Origin of the sequence: Streptomonospora wellingtoniae (assembly GCF_031845375.1) — a bacterium.
Classification (GTDB): domain Bacteria; phylum Actinomycetota; class Actinomycetes; order Streptosporangiales; family Streptosporangiaceae; genus Streptomonospora; species Streptomonospora wellingtoniae.
In genome coordinates this window covers 150,587-172,648 of the sequence record NZ_JAVREK010000011.1, presented here as the reverse complement: position 1 = coordinate 172,648, position 22,062 = coordinate 150,587, and the positions used below count along the sequence as shown (strand labels likewise).

Genomic DNA, 22,062 nt, shown 5'->3' with positions numbered 1-22,062 from the left:
ACCGTGGCCCAGGTACTCGTCGTCGCCGACGACCTCACCGGCGCCAACGCCACCGGCGCCCGGTTCGCGCGCGCCGGGATGCGCGTGGCCACGGTGACACCCGAGCAGGCCCCGCGCGCGGCCCGCGACTACGACGCCGTCGTGGTCAACCTCGACAGCCGCCATGTGCCCTCCGGCCGGGCCGCCGAAGCGGTCGCCGCCGCGATCGCCGCGGTCTGGCCGGTGGCGCTGGTGGTCAAGCGGACCGACACCACCCTGCGGGGCAACGTCGGCGCGGAGCTGGAGGCGGCGTGGCGCGAGGTGCGCGCGCGGGTTCCCGAGCCGGCCCCGGTGCGGGTCCTGCTCGCACCGGCCTTCCCGTCCTCCGGGCGGGTCACGGTCGACGGGGTGCAGCTGCTCGACGGCGTCCCGCTGGAGCGTACGGAGCTCGCCCTGGACCCGCTCGACCCGATGCGCACCAGCGTCGTGGCCGACATCCTCGCCGAGCAGACGGCCCTGCCGCTGCGCCACGTCCCGCTGCGCAGCGTCGCCCAGGGGCCGCTCGATGCCGAACTGGCTGCGGGCGCGGAACCGGTCGTGCTCTGCGACGCGCTCACCGAGCAGCATCTGGCCGACATCGCCCGGGCCGCCGCCCGTGCGCACCGCGAAACGGGCACGGTGTGGGTGGCCGTCGACCCGGGGCCCGCCGGAGCGCTGCTGGCCGAGGCGCTCGGTCTGCGCGGCCGCGCGGCCGCGGCCGGCCCCCTGCTGGGCGTCGTCGGCAGCGCAACCGAACTCACCCGCCGACAGCTCGACGCGGCCGCCCGCAGCGGCCGCGTGCGGTTCGTCGACGCCGACGCCGCCCGCCTGGCCCGCGACGAGCCCGGCTACCGTGCGCGGCTCGCCGGCGAGCTCGCCGACGGCCTCGCTGCGGCCGCCTTCCCCGAACCCGTGGTCTTGCGGACGGCACAGGAGGCCCGCGACGTCGTCGAGCTTCCCGAAGCCGCCAAGCGCGCCCTGCCCGGGCTGCTCGCCGGCCTGGTCGCCGAGGCGGTGCGGGCGGCGGGCGGCTCGTTGCCCAGCGGCCTCTACACCAGCGGCGGCGAGGTCACCTCGGCCGTCCTCGACGCGTTGGACGTGCGCGCCTTCGAGGTCGGCGGGGAGGTGGTTCCGCTGGCCGTGCACGGCAGGCTCAGCGGGGGAGTGCTCGACGGCGTTCCGGTGGTGACGAAGGGCGGCCTGGTGGGCGACGACTCCACCCTGGTCGCGTGCCTGGGCGAGCTGCGCCGCGCGGTGCAGGCCCGCATGCGCACGGTCCCCGCCGAGGTGCCCGAGCACCACGCCCCGCACGCGCCCGGCGCGCCGCAGGCGCCCGATCCCCCCGGCCCGCTGCGCACACCGCCGCGGGTGTGACCGCGCGCCGGGGTCCCCGGCGCCGCGGCAGACCAATCCGAACACTCCGGCCGCGCCTCCGCGGCGGCCGGCGCATCCTGGGAGGGAAGCCAATTGTCCGAGACCGCCCGCACCACGAACAGCCGTCCGGCCCTTGCGGTCACCGTCGGCGACCCCGTGGGTATCGGCCCCGAGATCACCGTGCGCACGCTCAGCGAGGTGGGCGCCGGCGCCTCCGCGCGGGGCGTCGTCGTCGCCGACCCCGCCGTCCTGCGGCGCGCGGCCGCCGTGTGCGGCCTGGACGTGGAGATCCGCGCCCTGGACTCCTGGGACCTGCCCGCCGAGCGCGCGGGGGTCGTCGACTGCTTCGACATCGGTGAGCTGGGCGAGGCCGAGCTGCCCTGGGGCCGAGTGGACGAGCGCGCCGGCGCGGCCGCCGTGCGCGCCGTCGAGGTCGCCGCCCGAGCCGCGATGGACCGCAGCGTGGCGGGCATCGTCACCGGCCCCATCAACAAGGAGGCCATCTGGGCCGCCGGAAGCGAGCACCTGGGCCACACCGAGATGCTGGGCGCGCTCACCGGCGTCACCCGGCAGAACACCATGTTCGTGGTGCGCGGCAAGAAGATCTTCTTCGCGACCCGCCATGTCTCGCTGCGCACGGCGCTGGACCGGGTCGGCGCCGACCACCAGGTCGCCGCGATCGAGGAGGCGCTCACGGCGCTGCGGGTGTTCGGCCACGACGAGCCGCGCCTGGCCGTGGCGGCCATCAACCCGCACGGCGGAGAGAACGGCGCGTTCGGCACCGAGGAGATCGACCATCTGGCCCCCGCCGTCGAGCGGGTGCGGGCCTCCGGCGCCGACGTGGCCGGCCCCGTGCCCGCCGACTCCGTGTTCCACCAGCTGCTGCAGGACCGCTACGACGGCGTCCTCTCGCAGTACCACGACCAGGGGCACATCGCCGCGAAGACGTTCGACTTCGACGGAACGATCTCGGTGACAGTGGGGCTGCCGATCCTGCGCACCTCGGTCGACCACGGAACGGCCTTCGACATCGCCGGCACCGGCGCCGCCGACCCGGGCACCATGCGGTCGGCGTTCCTGCACGGATGCGAGTTTTCCCACTTCGCGGACCGCATCCGAGCCGAGTACGCCGCATGAGGGCGCGTCGCCGGACGCCGCGCATGGGCCCCGCTTCCCGGGCGCGGGCACTCTGTGGTAGTGCGGGCTCCACCATTCGCAAGCGGGCCCGCACCATCGTGGCGGCTTCCGGTATCACCTAAGTTGAAGGCACCGGTTCGGCAGCGGTCCCGACCTCCGCCGCAACCGGGCGGAGCGCGGTGCGCGGCGTATCCCCCGGTCGACGTGTAGGCGAACGGTCAGCCCTGCATCACGCTGAGCCCTGTCGGGCGAAGGTTCCGGCAGCGGATCGATGCGTGGAGGAGCCAGCATGGCCATGACAGGATCGAGCGCGGAGCCCGGAGCGCCGCGCGGAGGCCGGCGCAGGGGCGCGTCCCGCGCCCCCAGCGACTTCGCCGCGCTGTCGCGGCGGATCGAGCAGGCGGGCCTGATGCGCCGCCGCCCCGTGTACTACGTGGTGCGGCTGAGTGCGCTAGCCGTGCTCTTCGTCGCCGGATGGGCGGCGTTCCTACTGCTCGGGGACTCCTGGTGGCAGATGGCGGTGGCGGTCTACCTCGCCGCCGTCTTCGGCCAGGTGGCCCTGGCCGCGCATGACCTCGCCCACCGGCAGGTGTTCCGCACACGCGGCCCCAGCGAGGCCGCCGGGCGGATCGTCGGCAACCTCGGGATCGGCATGGGCTACGGCTGGTGGCAGGACAAGCACACCAGGCACCACGCCAACCCCAACCACGAGGACCTCGACCCCGACGTCGCCCCCGACCTGCTGGTCTGGTCGCACGACCAGGCCGAGCGCGCGTCGGGACCGGCCCGGCTCATCGGCGGGTGGCAGGCGGTGCTCTTCTACCCGCTGCTCACGCTGGAGGGCCTGAACCTGCACGTGCAGAGCGTCCGCTCGCTGCTGCGCCCCCGCCTGCGCCTGCGGTGGCTGGAGGCGGCACTGCTGGCCGCGCACTTCGCCCTCTATCTCGGCGCCCTGTTCACCGTCCTCTCCCCGGGCATGGCGCTGCTGTTCCTGGCCGTCCACCAAGGGCTGTTCGGCGTGTACCTGGGCAGCGTCTTCGCGCCCAACCACAAGGGCATGCCCACCCTCACCGGCGGCGACAAGCCCGACTTCCTCCGCAAGCAGGTGCTGACCTCGCGCAACGTCACCGGCGGCGTGTTCACCGACCTCGCCTTGGGCGGGCTCAACTACCAGATCGAGCACCACCTCTTCCCGAGCATGCCCTCGCCCCATCTGCGCCGCGCCCGCCCCATCGTGCAGGGCTACTGCGCCGAGATCGGGCTGTCCTACCACGAGACCGGATTCGTGCGCTCCCACGTCGAGGCGCTGACCCACATGCACCGCGCCGGAGCGTCGCTGCGCCGCGGCGGACGGAGCGCGGAGGCCTCCGCTCCCGGGGGCCGGTGACGGCGGTCCCCCTCGCGCCCCGCGGCCGACTGCGCCACGGCCGCGGACCACGCGCAGTGAGTACCGGTACTCAGGTCCTCCCGGCCCCGGCACGATGGGATGGAGGCGTCCGGTGAAGTCCGCCGGCGGCTCCGCGAATGCGGGAGGAGGACACAGGTGAGCGAGTCGAAGCCGTCCCGCGACAGGGCCTTGAGCGGTCTGGTCGAGCGCGGCGTCATCTCGGTATGGCAGGCCGACCAGGTCCGGGCGGCGCTGGCGGCGGCCGAACCCGCGCCCGGGCGCGTGCGCTGGATGGAGATCGCCGGCTACATCGGCGGCGGCCTGGTGCTGGCCGGAGCGGTCGCGTTGGCGGCCGCCTCCTGGCAGGAACTCGGCGACGACGCCCGCATCACCCTCCTGGCGGTGCTGGCGGCCGCGGCCGCGGCCGGCGCGGTGCTCATGACCGGCGGCCCGCAGGAGATGCGCGGGCGCCGCAACCGGGTCTCCGACGTCCGGCGCCGGATCGCCGGGGTGCTGCTGGCGCTGGCCGCCGTCCTGGCGGCCTTCGCGGTGGCGGTGGCGGTCGGCGCCGTCGAGGACGGTAGCCCCGCCTACGTGCCGCCGCTGGTCGGGCTGGCCGTCGCCGCCGCCGGCTATGCCGCGCTGCCCTCGGCCGTAGGCCAGGTGGCGGTGTGGGGGATGAGCATCGGCCTGGTCGGCGCGTTCGTCGAGGAGTTCGCTTCCGGCGACGACACCCTCTTGCTGGGAGGCGGTTGGCTGGGTCTGGGCGTGGTGTGGGCGGTGCTGTCGGCCCTGGGCGCGGCCGCCGAGCGCCGGCTGGGCCTGGGCCTGGGTGCCGGACTGGCACTGGCGGCCGCCCAGACCCTGCTGTCCTGGAGCGACCAGAACGCATGGGGATACGGCGCCACCCTGCTGGTGGCGGCGGCCTGCATCGCCTACTACTTCCTCGACCGCACGGCCGTGCTGCTGGTCGTGGGCGTGACCGGGGTCACCGTCGGCGTGCCGGAGATGGTCTGGGACCTGACCGACGGGGCGATCGGCACGGCGACGGTACTGCTGATCGCGGGGGTGGTCCTGCTGGCGGCCAGCTGGACCGGGCTGCTCGTGCACCGGCGCCGAAACGAGGCCGAGGGAGGGAGCGGGCCGGCGAGCGGGGGAGCGCCCGGCCACGGTCCCGTACCGGCGGATCCGCCCGACGCCGGGCCTCCCCCCTCCGCCCGGCCCTGAACGGGCCCGGGCCGGGGAGGGGGAAGACGGCGGCGCCGCCTCGCGGGTGCGGGGCGGCGCCGCCGCGCGCCGGTCGGAGCGCCCTAGCCGATCCCCTTGTCCAGCCCGGCCTTCCGCAGCGCCTCGGCCATGGCGCCGTCGGCGCTCCCGCCGGCCGAGCCGCCGCGGTCCTCGCGCCGGCCGCCGCCCTTGCGGCTGCGGGAGCCGTCCTTGCGGCCGCCGCCTCCGCCGCCGCGGGCACCGCCGTTCCCGGATCCGCCGCGTGCGCCGCGCTCGCCGCCCTCGGGATCGTCCTCCAGCCGCATGCTCAGCGAGATCCGCTTGCGTTCGGTGTCGACGTCCATCACCTTCACCCGCACGACGTCGCCGGGCTTGGCGACGTCGCGGGGATCGCTGACGAAGCTCTTGGACATCGCGGACACGTGGACCAGGCCGTCCTGGTGAACACCCACGTCGACGAAGGCGCCGAAGGCCGCCACGTTGGTGATCACGCCCTCCAGGATCATGCCGCGCTGCAGGTCGGCCAGTTTCTCGACGCCCTCCTTGAACGAGGCGGTGGCGAACTCCGGGCGCGGGTCGCGCCCGGGCTTCTCCAGTTCGGCGATGATGTCGGTGACGGTAGGCAGCCCGAACCCGTCGTCGACGAATTCCGCAGGCCGCAGCGAGCGCAGCCTGCCGGTGTCGCCGATGAGCGAGGAGACGTCGCCGCCGGTGGCCGCCACGATGCGGTGCACCACCGGGTAGGACTCCGGGTGCACGCTGGAGGCGTCCAGCGGGTCGCCGCCGCGGATGCGCAGGAACCCGGCGGCCTGCTCGAAGGCCTTGGGGCCCAGCCGCGGCACGCGGCTCAACGTCGAGCGCGCGGTGAACGGCCCGTTGGCGTCGCGGTGGTCGACGATGTTCTGCGCAACGGCCGAGCTGATGCCCGACACCCGCGAAAGCAGCGGAACGGAAGCGGTGTTGGCGTCGACCCCGACGCCGTTCACGCAGTCCTCGACGACCGTGTCGAGCATGCGCGAGAGCTTCGTCTCCGAGAGGTCGTGCTGGTACTGGCCCACGCCGATGGACTTCGGGTCGATCTTGACGAGTTCGGCAAGCGGGTCCTGCAGCCGCCGGGCGATGGACACGGCGCCCCGCAGCGACACGTCCAGCTCCGGCAGCTCCCGGGAAGCGTAGGCCGAGGCGGAGTAGACCGACGCGCCGGCCTCGGAGACCATGACCTTCGTGAGCTTTCCCGCGCCGATGAGCTTCACCAGTTCACCGGCGAGCTTGTCGGTCTCGCGGGAGGCGGTGCCGTTGCCGATCGCGACCAGTTCGACTCCGTGCTCGCGCACCAGGCGGCCCAGCGCGGCCAGGGCCTCGTCCCAGCGCCGCTGGGGCGCATGCGGGTAGACGGTGTCGGTGGCCACCACCTTGCCGGTGGCGTCGACCACGGCGACCTTGACGCCGGTGCGCAGACCCGGGTCGAGGCCGAGCGTGGGACGGGTGCCGGCGGGCGCGGCCAGCAGGAGGTCGCGCAGGTTGGCGGCGAACACCCCCACGGCGGCGTCCTCGGCCTGCTGCCACAGCCGCATGCGCAGATCGATGTCCAGGCGCACGAACACCCGCGTGCGCCAGGCCCAGCGCACGGTCTCGCCCAGCCACCGGTCGGCGGGGCGGCCGCGGTCGGCGATGCCGTAGCGTGCCGCGATCGCGCGCTCATAGGGGCCGGGCGCGGCAGGGGCGGCGGCGGAATTCTCGTCGTCCTCGGGCTGCAGCGTGAGGGAGAGCACCTCCTCCTTCTCGCCGCGGAACATCGCCAGTACCCGGTGGGAGGGCAGTTCGGTCAGCGCCTCGGAGTAGTCGAAGTAGTCGGAGAACTTGGCCCCGTCCTGCTCACGGCCCTCGCGGACGGCGGCCACCAGGCGGCCGCGCGACCACAGCCGCTCGCGCAGCTCGCCGACCAGGTCGGCGTCCTCGGTGAAGCGCTCCACCAGAATCGCGCGGGCGCCCTCCAGCGCCGCGGCGGCGTCGGCGACGCCTGCGTCGGGGGCGGCGTACTCGGCGGCGGCGGTCTGCGGGTCCCGATCGGGCTCGCCCAGCAGCAGCTCGGCCAGCGGCTCTAGGCCGGCCTCGCGGGCGATCTGGGCCTTGGTGCGGCGCTTGGGCTTGTAGGGGAGGTAGATGTCCTCCAGCCGCGCCTTGGAGTCGGCCGCGTTGATGCGCGCTTCCAGTTCGTCGTCGAGCTTGCCCTGGGAGCGGATGGAGTCCAGGACGACGGCGCGGCGCTCCTCCAGCTCCCGCAGGTAGCGCAGGCGCTCCTCGAGATGGCGCAGCTGGGTGTCGTCGAGCCCGTCGGTCGCCTCCTTGCGGTAGCGGGCGACGAAGGGGACGGTGGCCCCGTCGTCGAGCAGCCCGACGGCCGCGGTCACCTGGTGCTGGCTGACGCCGATCTCCTCGGCGATGCGCTGGTCGATACTGATCGTCACGTTGGCTGGTCCACCTTCTCGGTCTTGTTCACGCGCTGCATTGTCCTGGCCCTGAGGGCGGTTGTCACGCCGAAGCTGCGGCGCCTGCGCGTGCCGCGGCGGGCCGGGCGGGCGGCGGGAAGGCGAGTGCGCCGCGGAAGGGGGCGTGGAATGATGCAAACGCATGGATTGTTCGTGCGGAGTGCCATCGGCAGAGCGCCGAGGCCCCGGAGCTTAGGAGGCCCCGCAATGCCCGCAGTGACGGTCGACGACATCCTGGTCCTGCCGCGCGCGCCCGAACCGGCGGCCACCGCCGCCGAGCGCTCCGTCGCCTCGGTGACCGACGCTCCCACCGGCTACGAGGGCGAGGGGTTCCCGGTCCGGCGCGCGTTCGCGGGTGTGGGCATGCGCGCGCTCGACCCCTTCATCCACCTGGACCAGATGGGCGAGGTCGAGTACGCACCGGGCGAGCCCAAGGGCACCCCCTGGCATCCGCACCGCGGTTTCGAGACGGTCACCTACATGATCGACGGGGTACTCGACCACAGCGACTCCCACGGCGGCGGCGGGTCCATCACCGACGGCGACACCCAGTGGATGACCGCCGGCGGCGGCATCCTGCACATCGAGGCCCCGCCCGAGGAGGTCGTCGTGAGCGGCGGGCTCTTCCACGGGCTCCAGCTGTGGGTGAACCTGCCCTCCCGGCTCAAGATGAGCGACCCCCGCTACCAGGACATCGGACGCGGCGAGGTCAAGCTGATCAGCTCGTCCGACGGCGGGGCGCTGCTGCGGGTCATCGCCGGCGACGTCGCCGGCCACAGCGGGCCGGGCGCCACGCACACGCCCATCTCGCTCGTGCACGCCACACTGGCTCCGGGGGCGCAGCTGCGCCTTCCCTGGCGGCCCGACTTCAACGCGCTCGTCTACACGCTGGCGGGCTCCGGCGCCGCCGGCGCGGACCGCCATCCGCTCGAAACCGGTCGGCTCGCGGTCTTCGGGCCCGGCGACGTGGTCACCGTGCGCGCCGACGAGCGCCAGGAGAGCCGTTCACCGCAGCTGGACGTGCTGATCCTGGGCGGGCAGCCGATCCGCGAGCCCGTCGCCGCCTACGGTCCCTTCGTCATGAACACCCGCCAAGAGCTGCTGCAGGCGGTCGAGGACTTCCAGTCCGGACGGTTCGGCAGCATCCCCGTTGAGCCCCGCCCCGGCCACGGAGCTCTCTGACAGCCGGGCCGCCGCCCGCCGGCGCGGACGGGCGGCGGCCCGGACCCCCTGATGCCGCATCTTGGGCCCGCGCTGACCGACCGGGGACCGACCGTTGAACCCCGCCCTGATCTCCTGTTAGAGAAGACGGTAGGCGCCCTCCGCCGGACCGGAAGGCGCATCGACGATGGGCGGGATGACCGTGATCATTGATCCGACGTCGGTTCGCGACCTGGCCGCCATGAACGACGAGATGGGCGTACTGTCCGTGTACGCCACCGCTGACCCGCGCGACACGTCGGCCTCTCCGGCCTGGCGCCTGGCCGTGGGCAACGCCATCGGCGCGGTGCGCAGCGGTGCGGCCGACGACGGCGACAGGGAGCGCCGGGCGGCGGTTCTGGAACGGCTCGACGGGCTCCAGCCCGAGATCGAGTCGGTGCTCGACGCCGGCGAGTCGGGGGTGGGCCGGGCCCTCTTCGCCCCCGTCAGCCGCGACGAGGTGCACACGCTGAACGTGCAGATGCCGCTCGACGACTGCGCGGTGCTGGAGCGCCGCCCCTATCTGCGGCCGCTGGCCGGCGCCCTCACCCTCGGCGCGCCCGCGGGCGCGCTGGCCGTGTCCCACGAAGGGGTGCGCGTGATCGACCTGCGGTTCGGGGTCGCCCGCGAGGTCACCCGGCTGGCATTCGACCTCGACACCGACGACTGGCGCTCCATGCGCGGGTCGGCTTCGCTCGCCCAGTCCGGCAACCCGTCCCGCGGCGCCGGCCGACTCGACCGGTTCGATCGCCGCGTCGAGGACAACCTCCAGCGCTACCTCGCGTCGGTGCGTCCGCGTATCGCCTCCATCGCCGACGAGCACGGCTGGCAGTCCGTCGCCGTCACCGGCGACCGTCGGCTGATCGACGTCGTCCGCAAGGGCCTGTCCGCCTCGCCCGCCCGACGCGACGTCGTCCTGCTGGACCGCGTCGTGGAGTCGCTGTCGACCAACGAGATCGCCGCGCTTGTGCGACCGGAGCTGGAGGAGGGGCGCCGGCGCCGCTGCCGGGCACTCGCCGAGCAGGCGCGCGACGCCGCGCGCTCGGGCGGGCCGGGTACGACCGGGCTCGGCGACACACTCGGCGCGTTCCGCGAGAACCGGGTCGCGCACCTCGTCCTGGACGGCACCCGCAAGCTGCGCGGCCAGCGCACCCGCGACGGGCGGTACTACCCTCATGGTGAACGGCCGCCCGGGGAGTCCGACGCCGCCATGGCCGAGGAGTCCGACCTGGGCGAGCGCATGATCGAGATGGGCTACACCTCCGGCGCCGCCGTCACCGTGCTGCCGCCCGAGGCCGCCGGCGTGCTGGCCGAGGAGGACGGCGTGGCCGCGCTGCTGCGCTGGTAGGCGCCGGCCTCCGCGGCGCCCGCCGGAAGCGTGCCCGACGAAGGGGGCCAGCGGTGGAGTCGATGGGGCCGCGGGAGTTCCAGTTGGTGCTGCTGCGGCGCATGGCCGACTACCGGCCCCTGTTGGTCGACGACGCCCGCCGGGGGCTCGGCGCCACCCGTGCCGAGATGCGCGAGGCGAACCGGCGCTGGCAGGCGATGCTGCGCTCGGCCCGCGCGCCCTCGGGTGCGGGCCGCTACCGGCTGCTGCTGGGCCCCGCAGAGACGACCGCGCGGCGGCCGGTGGGCGACCTGGACTGCGAGGTGCACCGCTGGCCGGTGCCGCTGTGGCCGGACCTGCGCTACGAGGTCGTCACCCTCGACGGCGGGCCCGTGCTGCACGAGTGGCTCGTGCGCGCCGAGGACGCTGCCGTCCCTCGGCCCCGCCGCGTCGGCGACCTCGCTCCCTGGTCGTGCGTCGTCGAGGACGTGGCGCGCGCGTTCGCGCCTGCGGTGCCGATGGAGGGCACCGCACCCTCCCGTTGGCGCCTGGCCTTCACCGCCCCCGACGCCTCCGGCACGAGCGGGCGCCACGTCGCCGAGTTCACCTGGGGGCTACTGCAGTGCGTCGTGCCCGCGGCGGAGCCGGGGCGAGCGCGCGGGGAGGCGGGCGGCTGAGAGCGGAGCGGCGTGCGTCCCGGATGCCGAGGCCGGTTCGGCCGCTTCGCCGGGCGGCGCCGCACGCGGAGTGCGGCGCCGCCGGCGGGAGCCGTTGCGGGTGGCGGCGCCACTCAGCGCCGCGACCGCAGGTAGCGGTGCCGCATGAGCGCCGCGACCGTCACGAAGATGGCCGGAATGCCGATGATCAGCACCGCCATGATGACGAGTTCGACGGTTCCGATTTCCATACCGGTCCTCTACCCCTCGCAGGCGTCCGCGAAAGGTCAGCCGACGTCCGCGAGCGCCGCGACCTGGTCGGACAGCGGTGCGGCCCCCAGTCGGTTATCGATCGCGATGTGCTCGACGGGCGGCGGCCGGTCCGGGCGCACCCGTGCGACGAACGCGTCGAACCCGTCGAGTTTGCCCGTGTCGCGGGAGCGCCCCCGGCCGCCGATGCGGGCACGCAGTGTCGCCCCGTCGCTGGCCACCCACACCAGGCGCACCGGGTCGCCGCCGAGCTCGCCGACCCACTCCCGCCATCGGCCGGGGTCGCGGATCTGCCCGGTGAAGGGGGCCACGGGCATCACCGGGCACCCCGCCGCGCGGATCTGCGCAGCCGCCGCCGTCATCCCGCCGTACTCGTGCGCCTTGACGTGCCCGTCGTACCAGTCGCCCTCGCGCTCGCCGTAGGACCGGCCGTGCGCGGCCAGCACCTCGGCGACGAACCCGCTGAACAGCGTGTCCTTGTCCAGGAGGGCGGGCACGGGGTCCAGCCGGCCCAGCAGCAGGCCGGCCACCGTCGACTTGCCCGCGCCGGGAGCGCCCGCCACGACCCACACGGTCCCCCGCGGCGTGCCGCTCAGTTGTCGCCGCCCAGGATGTCGGGGGCGTAGTACTCGTCCACCGGGACCGGACCGCGGTAGCCCTGGCACTTGCACGGCCGGTACGTCCCGCCGCTCTGGCCCACCCAGCGGCCGGGAATGACGACCTGTGCCTGGCACATCTTGGTCTCCTGGTCGTGGAATACCAGGTGGTGGCCGCAGCCGCAGATGGGCTGGGGCGTGGCGGGCCTCGCCGAGACCGCGGGGCGCTGCGGCGGCGGAGCGGGGGGCGGGGGCCGGCGCGGAATCATGCGGCCGATCATCACCCCGCCGAGAGCGATGGCCGCCCCCACTACAAGGCTCACCGGCTCCATGCTGTGCACCGCCCTCCGAGGTCCTTCACGCTCCATTGTGGCCGAGGCCGCAGGGGTTCAATCCCTCGGGACCGCGTTCCGAGATCCATTGTGCGGCCGCATCCGGCCGTGCGCCACGCCACGATGCCGGTGCCGCGCAGACGCCCGCTCGTTCGGTCCGCGCCCCCTCCGGGGCAAGGACCGGGCATCTGATCTTTGTGCTGTTTTACCCGCACATGGTGGGCTGGGTATGGAGCCGCCGCATACGTGTCGGGCATGGTGAGTCCAGGTCATGTCTGACTAGGCGGACGGGCGGCGCACGCGGCCACTCGCGCGCCCCGTCCCGGGGGAGGAGCACGACATGAAGCGATCGCGCGCGCACGGCTGGGGAGTCTTCGCAGCAACCCTGCTGTTCGTCGTCGGCGCGGTGAACATCGTGCAGAGCCTGGTCGCGATGTTCATGCCCGCCTACTTCGTCGGGGCCGAAGACGAGATCCTCGTCTGGGACTTCGCGGTATGGGGACTGCTCCTGGGCGTCTGGGGGGTGGTCCTGGTAGTCGCGGGCTTCGCCCTGCTCACCGGGCATACCTGGGCACGGGTCTTCACTGTCGTCGTCGCGGCGGTGAACGCGTTCGCCCAATTGGCCTTCATCGGGTCCTACCCGGTGTGGTCGCTGGTGGCCATCGCCGTCGACGTGTTGGTCATCTACGCGGTCACCGCCGGCTGGCCCGACCGGCTGACGGCGGACGACGGCGCCTATGCGGCCGGCCGTGCCGATGCCGAGAGGGCTCGCGCGGGCGCCGACCAGGGAGCCGGCGGCGGCGGGCACGGCGCCGACGCCGACGCCGACGAGCGCTCGTACGGCGGCGCCAGCAGCCAGGAGGCGCGCGAGGGCACGGCGGAACGCCCGCCGGGAACCCGTCCCGGCAAGCACGAGCAGCCGATGAGCTGACAGGGGGCGGGGGTTCGCGCGTCCGCGGGCGAGCGCCCGCCGCCCGAGCGGGCCGCCCGGCCGCGCCCGTCCGTCCCCTACGATCGGACGGCGGCGCACCGCCGGGCGGCCCGCGCCTGCCCGCTCCGGGTAAGCGCGTCGGCGCGCTCCCGGTGCAGCGGCGCCCGCGCCGCTCGATATGCGAGGACGGCGGGGCGCCGGGCGGGAGCCCGCCTGCCGGGCGGTCGGGAGCCCGAAGCGGTCGCCGCGGCTGCGGGGGACGGCGGTCAGCCGGCGGAAGAGCCGCCGCGCAGGTCCTTCAGCCTCGCCACGTCGGCGGCGTGCGGCTTGACCGGGCCCGGCGTCTCGCAGACGACCGGCACACCGGCGCTCACCGGGTGCTCGAACAGTGTGCCGAAGGGCGCGGCGCCGATGTGGCCCGCGCCGATGTTCTCGTGGCGGTCCTTGTTGCTGCCGCACGGCTCCTTCGAGTCGTTGGCGTGCACCAGGCCCAGCCGCTCGGCGCCCACGACCTCGCCGAACCGGTCCAGCATCGCGGACATCCCCTCCGGGGTGGAGACGTCGTGGCCCGCCGCGAACACGTGCGCGGTGTCCAGGCAGACCCCGGCGCGCGGGTGCCAGTCCAGCGCGGCCAGGTAGCCCTGCAGGTCGTCCACCGTCGCGCAGAGCACCTGCCCCTGCCCGGCCATCGGCTCCAGCAGGGCGGGCGGAACCTCCTCGCCCAGTTCCTCCAGGACCGGCAGCAGCAGCGCGCGCATTCGGGCCAACCCTTCGTCGCGGCCGCCGCGCACCGCCGACCCCGTGTGCACGACCACGCCGCGCGCGCCGATCTCGGCACCCCGTCGCAGCGCGTGCCGCAGGGCGGCCGCCGACCGATCCGAGATGGTGTCGTCGGGCGAACCCAGGTTGATCAGGTAGTTGGCGTGCACGAACACCGGAAGGTCGGAGCGTTCGCGCAGCTTGGCGTCCTCGTCGGGGCTGCCGGGCGTCGTGGCCCAGCCGCGCGGATTGGAGACGAAGACCTGGACGGTTTCGGCGGAGATGTCGGCGGCGTAGGAGAGACCACGGGTGGCCAGCCCCCCGGCGACCGGTACGTGCGCCCCGATGGGCGAAGCGGCGAGTTCAGTCATGGTTGGCATCCAGCTTAGAGCGTCACGGTACCGGGCATCATGGAAGCCATGACCCCGAGTCGCCTCGCGCCCGACTGGCGCCGCATCTGCCTCGGCGCCGCTCTGGGCGCCGCCGGCACCGCGGCCGTCGGACTTGCGGTCCACGGTGCGGCGGCGCTGGTCGCCCCGCTCACCGCCGACCAGGTCGTGGGCGCCAACATCGGCCTGGGCCTGGTGGCCTTCGCGCTTCGGCTGGCCGCGACGCCGCTCGTGTGCTGGTGGCTGCTGCGCCTGGTCAGGGTGCCCCGGGCGGGTGCGGCGACCCTGTTCGGCCTCGTCTGCTACCTGCTGCTCGCGCTCGCCGGCTGGGGCGACCCCGCGCTGCCCGGCGTCGCCGCGGTCTGGGTGGTGCTGGGCGCGGTCTCCGGCGCGGTCGGGGTCTACGCGGCGGGCTGCACCGCACCGCGCACCCCGGCCGCCCGGGCCTGAGCCCGCGCCCGGCGCGCGGCGTCCGCAGGGCCTTAGCTCGGCCGGGGCTGGAGGCCCAGCAGCGCGTCCCGTGAAGCGCCGCCGCCCTGGGCGCGCAGGAGCGCCAGCACCGCCCGGCTGAGCGGAACCGGGACCCCGTGCCGGTCACCGGCCCGCACCACGGCTCCGGTGATCAGATCGTACTCCAGCGGGCGCCCGGCCAGCCGGTCCGCCAGCATCGACGTGCCGGTCTGCGGGTTGAGCCCGTCGTAGAGGTCCAGGGTCTGGCGGGCGTCGGCCCCGGAGAGCGCCGCTCCCTCGGCCCGGCCCGCCGCCACCGCCTCGGTGAGCAGCCCGTGGGCGAGTTCGCGCATGTCCGACTGGTGGAGGACGTGCATGCGCTGCTGGGTCAGCGCGGTCAGCGGGTTGGCGGCCGCGTTGGTGAGCAGCTTGCCCCAGGCCGCGGTGGTGAAGTCGGCATGGCGCACCACCTCGATCGACGAGCGCCCCAGCAGTTCGGCGAAGTCCGCGCCGTCGGCGTCGCGCGGCACGACCAGCCGGCGGCCCCAGCGGTGCAGCACGTGCGAGCGCGAGAGGCGCTCGGCCGAGATGTAGACGAGGGCGGGCACCAGGCGGCCGGAGGCCAGAAGCGGGGCGAACCGGTCGTGGTGGTCGATGCCGTTCTGCAGCGCCACTACACGGGTGCTCGGTCCCGCCAGGTGCCGGATCCAACCCACGGTGTGCGGAGTGTCCTGCGCCTTCGTCGCGACCAGGACCCAGTCGGCGCCCGGATCGACCTCGGCCGCGCGGGTCGCCACCGGCACGTCGAGCCGGCTCCGGACGCCGTCCCGCTCCACGGTGGGGCTCTCCAGTGGCCGGCGGGCGCACAGGGTCACGCGGTGCCCGGCGGCGTGGACGGCCTCGGCGACCACGGTGCCCACGGCGCCTGCACCCACGACGGCCGCACGCTGGGGTCGCTCCAGCGGGAGGGCCGCCGCCGACGGGGATCTCGTCGACCTCGTCAACGTTCCTCCAAACGACGGTGCCGGCGGGTCTCGCCGACCACACCGCCGATGCTCGGTCGCCGGTGTTGCGCAGCCGTCACGCCGCGCGGACGGCGGTGTTAAGCCCTCTCGCGCCGGACGCGGCGGTCGCCCCATCGCCGCACCCGCCGAACGGCCGGCCGGGGCGCTAAGGTGCGGTGCGTGAGCGAAACGCCTGCCGCCCCGGCCCTGCACGACGTGACCCGCGCCTTCGAGAGCGTCTACGATCCGGCGTGGGCGGCGCCCTGGGACGCCGTGGGGCTGGTGTGCGGCGACCCCGCACAGCCGGTGCGCCGCGTGCTCTTCGCCGTCGACCCGGTCGCCGAGGTCGTCGAGGAGGCCCGCGAATGGGGCGCCGACCTCCTCATCACCCACCATCCGCTGCTCCTGCGCGGCGTGACCGGTGTCGCCGCCACAACGCCCAAGGGCCGTCTCGTGCACCGGCTGATCTCGCAGGGAACCGCCCTCTACACCGCGCACACCAACGCCGACACCGCCGATCCCGGCGTCTCCGACGCGCTGGCCGCCGCCGTGGGCCTGCCCGGCCCCCTCACCCCCCTGGACCCTGATCCCGCCGACCCCGCCGGCGGGCGCGGCATCGGCCGCATCGGATCGCTGCCCGAACCCCTGCCACTGCGCGACTTCGCGGCGCGCGCCGCCGCCGGGCTGCCGCGCACCGCCGGAGGTGTCCGCGTCAGCGGCGACCCCGACCGCCCGGTCCAGCGCATCGCCGTCTCCGGCGGGGCGGGCGACGCCCTGCTCGACCGCGCCCGCGCCGCCCACGTGGACGTCTACCTGACCTCCGACCTGCGCCACCATCCGGCCTCGGAGTTCGCCGAACACGGCGATACCGCGCTCATCGACACCGCTCACTGGGCCAGCGAGTGGCCCTGGCTCGCCGAGGGCGCCGCCCGGCTCGCGAGCGCGCTCGGGCCCCGAAGGGCTACCGTGGAGACCCGCGTATCCGAGATCGTCACCGACGCCTGGTCCCTGGCGCTGTGAGCCGATCGACCCCAGGCCGCGGCCGGTGGCCCGCGCTGCGCCGCGAACGCTTCCGACGTCGGCAAAGGAGCCTTGAACACAAGTGAAAGCAGAATCGGCCCACCAGCTGCGCCTGCTCGATCTCCAGGAGATCGACAGCCGACTCGCCCAGCTCGCCCACCGCCTGCGCCACCTGCCCGAGCACGAGGAGGTCGAGCGCCTCGACAGCCGGATCAGCGAACTCCGCGACCGGCGCACGGTGCTGGCCACGGCGCTGTCCGACCTCGACCGCGAGCAGCGCAAGGCCGAGTCCGACGTCGACCAGGTACGCACGCGCTCCGAACGCGACTCCAAGCGCCTCGACGCCGGCCAGGTCTCCTCGCCCAAGGACCTGGAGCACCTGCAGTCAGAGATCGCGTCCCTGCAGCGGCGGCAGACCGAGCTGGAGGAGATCGTGCTCGAGGTGATGGAGCGCCGCGAGGGCCTGGAAGCCGAGGAGGCCGAGCTGCGCAAGGAGCTGGAGGCCGCCGAGACGGAGCGCGACGCCGCCGACGAGCGGCGCGGCACCGCCCGGGCCGAGATCGAGTCCGACCGCGCCGCCGAGTTCGCCCGCCGCGAGCGCATCGCCGAGGAGGTGCCCGGCGACCTCGCCGCCTTCTACACCAAGCTGCGCGACCAGCACGACGGTGTGGGTGCGGCGGCACTGCGCTACGGCCGCTGCGAGGGCTGCAAGCTCGCACTGAGCACCGCCGAGCTCTCCGAGATCCGCCAGGCTCCCGAAGACGAGGTGCTGCGCTGCGACCAGTGCCGGCGCATCCTGGTACGCACCGGCGACTCGGGGCTGTAGGCCCCCTCGGCGATCGACGCGGGACACCGGCGGATGCGCGGGACGGGCAGGCCCGGCACAGGCACAAGGAGCGAGTGATGAGCAGGCGACTGGTGATCGAGGCCGACGGCGGATCCCGCGGGAACCCCGGCCCCGCCGGGTTCGGCGCACTGGTGCGCGACGCGGCCACCGGCGCAGTGCTGGCGGAGGTCGCCGAGGCCATCGGAAGGGCCACCAACAACGTCGCCGAGTACCGCGGCCTGATCGCCGGGCTCGCCGCGGCCCAGGGCATCGCGCCCGACGCCTCTGTCGAGGCGCGCATGGACTCCAAGCTGGTGGTCGAGCAGATGTCGGGCCGCTGGCGGATCAAGCACGCCGACCTGCGGCCGCTCGCCGAGGAGGCCCGTGCCGCCTCCGCCGGGTTCGCCGAGGTCACCTACGTGTGGGTGCCCCGGGCCGACAACGCCCACGCCGACGCGCTGGCCAACGAGGCGATGGACGCGGCCGCCGAAGGACGGCCCGTGCGGCTGGACGCCCCACCCGGCGGCGCGGCGGATTCCGCCGCCGGAGCCGCCGCCGAGCCGTCGGCCGAACCCGCGGGCGGCGCCGCCCGGGCGCCGCGGCCCCCCGCCACCGGGTGGTCGGCGCCCGACACGGCGCCGACGCGCCTGGTGCTTCTGCGCCACGGCGAGACCACGATGTCGGCGGAGCAGCGCTTCGCCGGAACCGGCGATATCGACCTCACCGGGACCGGGCACGACCAGGCCCGCGCCGCCGCCCGGCACCTGGCCGGGTCAGGAATCGACGTGGTGGTCTCCTCGCCGCTGCGCCGCGCCCGCGATACCGCCGAGCCGGTCGCGGCCGAGCTGTCGCTGCCGGTCGAGGTGGAGGAGGACCTGCGCGAGACCGACTTCGGCGCCTGGGAGGGGATGACGTTCAGCGAGGTGCGGCGCAGTCGCCCCGACGAGCTGCAGCGCTGGCTTGCCGACACCGCCGCGGCCCCCGAGGGCGGCGAGAGCTTCGCCGCGGTGGCCGAGCGCGTGGCCGAGGCGCGCGACAAGCTGCTGGCGCGCTACACCGGCCGCACGGTGCTGGTCGTCAGCCACGTCACGCCGATCAAGGTGCTGCTTCAGCAGGCCCTGCTGGCTCCGCCGGAGGCGCTGTTCCGCATGCACTTGGACGTGGGCTGCCTGTCGCTTATCGACTGCTTCAGCGACGGTCCGACGCTGGTGCGCTCCCTCAACGACACCGGCCACCTCGGACCGGCCGCCGGCTGAGCGGCGCCGCGCAGACGCGCCGAGCAGGCGCGCGGCGCGATATCATCGCGGTGAGGGAGAGTCGGCCAGGCGGTCGCGGCACCTGAAGCGGTGTCGAGGAAAGTCCGGACTCCACAGGGCAGGGTGGTCGGTAACACCGACCCGGGGCGACCCGCGGGAAAGTGCCACAGAAAACAGACCGCCACCGCTGCGTGCGGCGGTAAGGGTGAAACGGTGGTGTAAGAGACCACCAGCGGCCGGAGTGATCCGGTCGGCTTGGTAAACCCCACCCGGAGCAAGGTCAAAAGGGGGACCGCAGGTCCCCTGCGCGGACGTTCGAGGGCGGCCCGCCCGATGTCCGCGGGTAGACCGCACCGAGGCTGTCGGCAACGGCAGTCCCAGACGGATGGCCGTCCGGTCCGCAAGGACCGACAGAATCCGGCTTACCGGCCGACTCTCCCCCTGCCTTCTTTTCCGCGCTCGTCCGAGTGCGGATGCGCATCCCGGACGCCGAGCCCCGCGTACGGCGGAGCGGCGGTCGGCCGGGCCGCGCCGCCGGGGGCGTGCGGCGGTGTGTTCGTCCGGGCGCGGAAAGTCCCGCACATACGGGGATGCGTGCACCGGCGCGGTGTCCGGCGGGATAGATTGGTGAGGGTCCAGTCGGTCTCCGCGGGGTGCCGCGCGGGGCTCATCGCGGTGCGCATGCGCGCCCGCGCCGTTTGCGAGCCGGGTTTCGGTGAGAGCTGCCTTGTCCACGTTCTGGGTGATCCTGTTCGCCCTGCCGATCATCGCGATCGTCGTCATCGTCCTGTTCGCCTCCTACCACTCCTCTGAAGTGCGAAAAGACGTGCGCGACGACGACCACACCGAAGAAGACTGAGGGCGGCGGGCGCTCGCGCGGCGCGCGCCCGGTGCGTGAAGCGCCGCTCCCCGGCTCGGAACGCGCTGGGCGGGCGATGCCCGGCCCCGCGGGGCGCGGTCCCGTCCGTGGAAGGAAGGCGCGCCCCGCAGGGGGTGGCTTACGGCGAGTGCGACGGCGAGGCTCCGGCGCTTTCGGGGCCGGGCGCTCCGGCGGCCGCCGCGGTGCTTTCTGGGTCGCTCGCGCCCACCCGGTCGGCGGATCCGGGCCCGGCCTCGGCCGACACCGCGGCGAAGGACCCGTCGGCCCCGAGCACGTGCACCCCGGCCGACTCCAGGTCGTAGTACATCCCCGAAAGCTCCAGGTCGCCGCACTCGAACCGGCGGCGCACCGCCGGGTAGGTGAGCAGGTTCTCCATCTGCTGCACCACGTTGGCCTGGGACAGCCTGCGCATCGCCTCGGGGGCCGGAGCCTCCCGCAGCCGGGCGCCGCCCGTGCGCTCCAGGCTCTCGCCGCCGTGGGCCAGCCAGCGCCGCAGATGGTCCAGCTCGGCGTCGGGCTCGCCCGGCCCCTCCAGGAGCGCCTTCATCGCACCGCAGTTCGAGTGGCCGCACACCACAACCGAGGGCACCTCCAGCACCGTGACGGCGTACTCGATCGCCGCGCCCACGGAGTCGTCGCCGCGCGCGCTGCCGCGCCGGGGCACCAGGTTGCCGATGTTGCGCAGCGTGAACAGGTCGCCGGGACCGCTCGCGGTGATCAGGTTGGGCACCACCCGGGAGTCGGCGCAGGTGATGAACAGCGCCTTGGGGCGCTGGCGGTGCGCCAGCCGGCTCATCAGCGACCGCATCCGCCCGGCCGTGCTGGCGTGGTACTCCCGCGCTCCGCTGAGTAGCAGGCCCGAAGGCGGGGCGGCGGGGTCGAAGCCGCCGCGCATGCCCCAGGGGGCCCACGATCGGGCGAGGCCGCCGGGCGAGGTCTTGTCGGCGGGCGGGGCCTGCCGGGACCGGCGCTCGTACCAGTTCTCGTGCACCTCGTCGATGTCGACGCTGCCGCCGGTGCGCTCGTGGTCCAGGCGCCAGGCGTGGATCGACTCGAACGCGGCGTGGTCCATGAAGTCCACATGCAGGTCCAAGTCGACGTGGGCCCCGCTGGGCACGGTCCGCAGCACGTGGGCGACCCGGGGGACGCCCAGGAACGTCAGCGAGCCTTGGACGACGATGTGCCAGCGCCCCTCGCGCTCCTCCGTGAGGACGCTCACGCGGGTCAGCCGCCGCAGGGAGACCAGCACCGATAGCGCGAACCCGATGAGGACGCCCTCCAGCAGTCCGAATAGGACCACGGCCAGCAGCGCCGCGACGTAGATGCTGGCCTCGCGGTGACGGCGCAGGTCGCGCAGGTGGGCGAGGTTGACCATCTGCAGGCCGATCACCACCAGCAGCCCGGCCAGAGCCGCCAGCGGGATCAGCTCGACTGCGTGCGCGAACAGGCCGATGAACGCCAGGATCCACACGCCGTGCAGCATGGCCGACAGCGGCGTGCGCGCGCCCGCTCGGGCGTTGGTCGTGCTGCGCACGATGACACCGGCGATGGGCAGGCCGCCCAGGGCCCCGCTGGCGGTGTTGGCGGCGCCCTGCCCGACGAGCTCGCGGTTGAGGTTGGCGCGCGGACCCTCGTGCAGGCGGTCGGCGGCGATGGCACACAGCAGGGACTCCACGCTGGCCACCAGGGCGACGGCCGCCACGCCCATGGCCACACCCCGCAAGTCGCCCGAATCCGGGAGCACGGGCCCGGTCCAGGCGGCCGCGGGGGAGTCGGGCAGGGATACGCGCTCGACCCGCCAGCCTGCCGCCGTGGAGACGGCAGTGGCTGCGGCCACGGCGACGAGCGCGCCGGGCAGGCGGCGCAGGCGGCGCAGGCCGGGCAGGCGCGGCCACACCAGCAGCGCGGCGATGGTCAGCATGCCGACGACGACGGCCGGCGTGTGGTTGTCGGCCAGCTGGCGGGGAAGCTCGGCGACATTGGCGGTCGCCGAGCTCTGGGGGGCGCCCCCCAGCAGCACGTGCAGTTGTGCGAGGGCGATCGTGACGCCGACGCCGGCCAGCATGCCGTGGATGACCGCAGGCGAGATCGCCAGTGCCGCGCGCGCGATGCGGCAGGCGCCCAGCGCGATCTGCACCAGGCCGGCCAGCAGCGTGATCAGGCAGGTCACGCGCCAGCCGTAGGCGGTGACCAGGTCGGCGACGATGATGGTGAGTCCGGCGGCGGGTCCGCTGACCTGCACCGCCGAACCTCCGGCGAGCGCGGCCACGATGCCGCCGACCACGGCGGCGATGATGCCCGCGATCAGCGGCGCCCCAGAGGCCACGGCGATGCCCAGCGACAGCGGCACCGCGACGAGGAAGACGACGAGCGAGGCGGCGACGTCGCCGGGGACGTTGCCGAGTAACGGGAGGGATCGGACGCGGAAGCGCGGGCTCTGGGCCCCCTCCCGGGGCGGGGTCGGTGTTCCCTGGGCGTCTGGACGCATGTATACCCCCGGTGGGTGCGAACGGAATGGCGCTCTGGGACAGCGG

General features: G+C 74.5%; 19 protein-coding genes and 1 other RNA gene. 14 read left to right on the top strand and 6 right to left on the bottom strand.

The features are described from left to right. The first annotated feature begins 3 nt into the window (after window positions 1-3). The 4 genes from RM446_RS12925 (at window position 4) to RM446_RS12910 (ending at window position 5,143) form a co-directional block, all read left to right on the top strand. Window positions 4-1,392: a four-carbon acid sugar kinase family protein gene (locus tag RM446_RS12925; protein WP_311545500.1), complete on the top strand. Its 1,389-nt coding sequence runs from the start codon at window positions 4-6 to the stop codon at window positions 1,390-1,392. A 93-nt stretch (window positions 1,393-1,485) separates the two neighbouring features. Beyond that, window positions 1,486-2,529, top strand: a complete 1,044-nt coding sequence (pdxA, locus tag RM446_RS12920) for a 4-hydroxythreonine-4-phosphate dehydrogenase PdxA (RefSeq protein ID WP_311545499.1) — start codon at window positions 1,486-1,488, stop codon at window positions 2,527-2,529. A gap of 295 nt (window positions 2,530-2,824) precedes the next feature. Further along, entirely contained in the window at window positions 2,825-3,916 is a 1,092-nt protein-coding gene (locus RM446_RS12915) for a fatty acid desaturase family protein (protein ID WP_398695090.1), read from the top strand. A 156-nt stretch (window positions 3,917-4,072) separates the two neighbouring features. Continuing rightward, complete coding sequence (locus tag RM446_RS12910) at window positions 4,073-5,143, top strand: DUF2157 domain-containing protein (protein WP_311545498.1); 1,071 nt, start codon at window positions 4,073-4,075, stop codon at window positions 5,141-5,143. A gap of 83 nt (window positions 5,144-5,226) precedes the next feature. Here RM446_RS12910 and RM446_RS12905 read toward each other — a convergent pair whose 3' ends face one another. Continuing rightward, a complete protein-coding gene (locus RM446_RS12905) occupies window positions 5,227-7,611 on the bottom strand; it encodes a Tex family protein (protein ID WP_311545497.1) in 2,385 nt (794 codons plus the stop codon). Window positions 7,612-7,839: 228 nt separating this feature from the next. Here RM446_RS12905 and RM446_RS12900 point away from each other — a divergent pair, with 228 nt between their 5' ends. From RM446_RS12900 to RM446_RS12890, 3 genes are all read left to right on the top strand, one after another. After that, entirely contained in the window at window positions 7,840-8,814 is a 975-nt protein-coding gene (locus tag RM446_RS12900; protein ID WP_311545496.1) for a pirin family protein, read from the top strand. Between the two features lie 175 nt (window positions 8,815-8,989). Next, complete coding sequence (locus RM446_RS12895; RefSeq protein ID WP_311545495.1) at window positions 8,990-10,180, top strand: VLRF1 family aeRF1-type release factor; 1,191 nt, start codon at window positions 8,990-8,992, stop codon at window positions 10,178-10,180. A gap of 62 nt (window positions 10,181-10,242) precedes the next feature. Next, on the top strand, window positions 10,243-10,836 hold the full coding sequence (locus RM446_RS12890) for a hypothetical protein (protein WP_311545514.1): 594 nt from the start codon (window positions 10,243-10,245) through the stop codon (window positions 10,834-10,836). Between the two features lie 266 nt (window positions 10,837-11,102). Here RM446_RS12890 and RM446_RS12885 read toward each other — a convergent pair whose 3' ends face one another. Next, window positions 11,103-11,648 (bottom strand): AAA family ATPase, encoded by a 546-nt coding sequence (locus tag RM446_RS12885; protein WP_311545494.1) that lies wholly within the window; start codon window positions 11,646-11,648, stop codon window positions 11,103-11,105. A gap of 29 nt (window positions 11,649-11,677) precedes the next feature. Continuing rightward, the gene (locus RM446_RS12880) at window positions 11,678-12,013 is read right to left on the bottom strand and encodes a hypothetical protein (RefSeq protein ID WP_311545513.1); all 336 of its coding nucleotides are present in this window, start codon (window positions 12,011-12,013) and stop codon (window positions 11,678-11,680) included. Between the two features lie 340 nt (window positions 12,014-12,353). On the opposite strand from RM446_RS12880, the gene RM446_RS12875 reads away from it, so the two are divergent. Beyond that, on the top strand, window positions 12,354-12,944 hold the full coding sequence (locus RM446_RS12875; protein WP_311545493.1) for a DUF7144 family membrane protein: 591 nt from the start codon (window positions 12,354-12,356) through the stop codon (window positions 12,942-12,944). 266 nt (window positions 12,945-13,210) lie between these two features. Here RM446_RS12875 and RM446_RS12870 read toward each other — a convergent pair whose 3' ends face one another. Then, the gene (locus RM446_RS12870) at window positions 13,211-14,074 is read right to left on the bottom strand and encodes a deoxyribonuclease IV (protein ID WP_311545492.1); all 864 of its coding nucleotides are present in this window, start codon (window positions 14,072-14,074) and stop codon (window positions 13,211-13,213) included. 48 nt (window positions 14,075-14,122) lie between these two features. Between RM446_RS12870 and RM446_RS12865 the strand changes: the two genes are divergently transcribed. Further along, window positions 14,123-14,542, top strand: a complete 420-nt coding sequence (locus tag RM446_RS12865) for a hypothetical protein (protein WP_311545491.1) — start codon at window positions 14,123-14,125, stop codon at window positions 14,540-14,542. A gap of 32 nt (window positions 14,543-14,574) precedes the next feature. On the opposite strand, the gene RM446_RS12860 is transcribed toward RM446_RS12865, so the two are convergent. Beyond that, window positions 14,575-15,546 carry a 2-dehydropantoate 2-reductase gene (locus RM446_RS12860; protein WP_311545490.1) on the bottom strand — a complete coding sequence of 324 codons (972 nt, stop codon included), beginning with the start codon at window positions 15,544-15,546 and terminating at the stop codon, window positions 14,575-14,577. A gap of 180 nt (window positions 15,547-15,726) precedes the next feature. Here RM446_RS12860 and RM446_RS12855 point away from each other — a divergent pair, with 180 nt between their 5' ends. The 5 genes from RM446_RS12855 (at window position 15,727) to RM446_RS12835 (ending at window position 19,507) form a co-directional block, all read left to right on the top strand. Further along, the gene (locus RM446_RS12855; protein ID WP_311545489.1) at window positions 15,727-16,566 is read left to right on the top strand and encodes a Nif3-like dinuclear metal center hexameric protein; all 840 of its coding nucleotides are present in this window, start codon (window positions 15,727-15,729) and stop codon (window positions 16,564-16,566) included. Between the two features lie 82 nt (window positions 16,567-16,648). Then, the gene (locus tag RM446_RS12850) at window positions 16,649-17,392 is read left to right on the top strand and encodes a zinc ribbon domain-containing protein (RefSeq protein WP_311545488.1); all 744 of its coding nucleotides are present in this window, start codon (window positions 16,649-16,651) and stop codon (window positions 17,390-17,392) included. 77 nt (window positions 17,393-17,469) lie between these two features. Beyond that, a complete protein-coding gene (locus tag RM446_RS12845) occupies window positions 17,470-18,648 on the top strand; it encodes a bifunctional RNase H/acid phosphatase (protein ID WP_311545487.1) in 1,179 nt (392 codons plus the stop codon). 57 nt (window positions 18,649-18,705) lie between these two features. Then, window positions 18,706-19,089: RNase P RNA component class A (gene rnpB, locus RM446_RS12840), an RNA gene on the top strand. A 274-nt stretch (window positions 19,090-19,363) separates the two neighbouring features. Then, on the top strand, window positions 19,364-19,507 hold the full coding sequence (locus tag RM446_RS12835; protein ID WP_311545486.1) for a hypothetical protein: 144 nt from the start codon (window positions 19,364-19,366) through the stop codon (window positions 19,505-19,507). A gap of 139 nt (window positions 19,508-19,646) precedes the next feature. Here RM446_RS12835 and RM446_RS12830 read toward each other — a convergent pair whose 3' ends face one another. Continuing rightward, window positions 19,647-22,016, bottom strand: a complete 2,370-nt coding sequence (locus RM446_RS12830; protein ID WP_311545485.1) for a SulP family inorganic anion transporter — start codon at window positions 22,014-22,016, stop codon at window positions 19,647-19,649. Window positions 22,017-22,062 lie beyond the last annotated feature (46 nt).

Bases quoted from the DNA above. Each gene is read 5' to 3' on its own strand.
- RM446_RS12915 (WP_398695090.1), top strand. From the start codon at position 2,825: ATGACAGGATCGAGCGCGGAGCCCGGAGCGCCGCGCGGAGGCCGGCGC.
- RM446_RS12900 (WP_311545496.1), top strand. From the start codon at position 7,840: ATGCCCGCAGTGACGGTCGACGACATCCTGGTCCTGCCGCGCGCGCCC.
- RM446_RS12895 (WP_311545495.1), top strand. From the start codon at position 8,990: ATGACCGTGATCATTGATCCGACGTCGGTTCGCGACCTGGCCGCCATG.
- RM446_RS12890 (WP_311545514.1), top strand. From the start codon at position 10,243: ATGGGGCCGCGGGAGTTCCAGTTGGTGCTGCTGCGGCGCATGGCCGAC.
- RM446_RS12880 (WP_311545513.1), bottom strand. From the start codon at position 12,013: ATGGAGCCGGTGAGCCTTGTAGTGGGGGCGGCCATCGCTCTCGGCGGG.
- RM446_RS12875 (WP_311545493.1), top strand. From the start codon at position 12,354: ATGAAGCGATCGCGCGCGCACGGCTGGGGAGTCTTCGCAGCAACCCTG.
- RM446_RS12870 (WP_311545492.1), bottom strand. From the start codon at position 14,074: ATGACTGAACTCGCCGCTTCGCCCATCGGGGCGCACGTACCGGTCGCC.
- RM446_RS12865 (WP_311545491.1), top strand. From the start codon at position 14,123: ATGACCCCGAGTCGCCTCGCGCCCGACTGGCGCCGCATCTGCCTCGGC.
- RM446_RS12845 (WP_311545487.1), top strand. From the start codon at position 17,470: ATGAGCAGGCGACTGGTGATCGAGGCCGACGGCGGATCCCGCGGGAAC.
- RM446_RS12830 (WP_311545485.1), bottom strand. From the start codon at position 22,016: ATGCGTCCAGACGCCCAGGGAACACCGACCCCGCCCCGGGAGGGGGCC.